The organism is Lysobacter sp. TAB13 (assembly GCF_052113885.1).
In the GTDB taxonomy this organism is placed as follows: domain Bacteria; phylum Pseudomonadota; class Gammaproteobacteria; order Xanthomonadales; family Xanthomonadaceae; genus Lysobacter; species Lysobacter gummosus.
The window spans coordinates 1-784 of record NZ_JBFRDR010000065.1; the positions used below are offsets into that span (position 1 = coordinate 1).

Genomic DNA, 784 nt, shown 5'->3' on the forward strand with positions numbered 1-784 from the left:
GCTACCAATACCAGCCCGGTCTCGCTGATGCCGAACAGGTCGAGGCGTGGCGACAGGTCGTCAGCACGGTTCATGAAGCAGGCGGACGGATTGTTGCGCAGCTGATGCACGCCGGGGCCCTGGCGCAAGGCAACATCTATCGGGACCATACCATCGGCCCGTCCGCCCCGCGTCCCAAGGGCGAGCAAATGGCGTTCTATCGCGGCAGTGGCCCCTACCGCATTCCTCGTGCGATGTCGGAGGTGGATCTCGGTGACGCGGTCGCGGGCTTTGCCAGCGCGGCCGCGCTCGCAAGGGAGGCCGGCTTCGACGGTGTCGAGATCCACGGTGCCAACGGCTACCTCCTCGACCAATTCCTGACCGAGGGCATCAACCTGCGCCAGGATGGCTATGGGGGGAGTACAGCCGGCCGCCTGCGGCTTATCGTCGAGGTCGTTGAGGCCGTTCGCTCGGCCGTGGGAGCGGATCATGTCGTCGGCATGCGAATATCGCAGGCCAAGGTGAACGACTTCCTCCACAAATGGATCGGAGGTGTCCGCGAAGCCGAGGCGGTGTTTCGCGCATTGGGCACGCTTCCCCTCGACTACATCCATACGACCGAATTCGAGGGGTGGCGCCCGGCCTTCGGCGATGCCGGGCCAAGTCTGGCGGCCTTGGCGCGGATGCATGCCCGGCTTCCGGTTTTGGCGAACGGGTCGCTGCACGATCCGCAACGCGCTGCGGCCATGATCGAGGGCGACGAGGCGGACCTCGTGTCACTCGGGCGTGGCGCGCTGACCCATGC

1 protein-coding gene is annotated in these 784 nt (G+C 66.2%); it reads left to right on the forward strand.

Annotation, left to right across the window (positions count from 1 at the left end; translation table 11 throughout):
• On the forward strand, positions 1–784 hold a 784-nt coding region (locus tag AB4Y92_RS25120), incomplete at both ends, for an oxidoreductase (protein WP_441822090.1).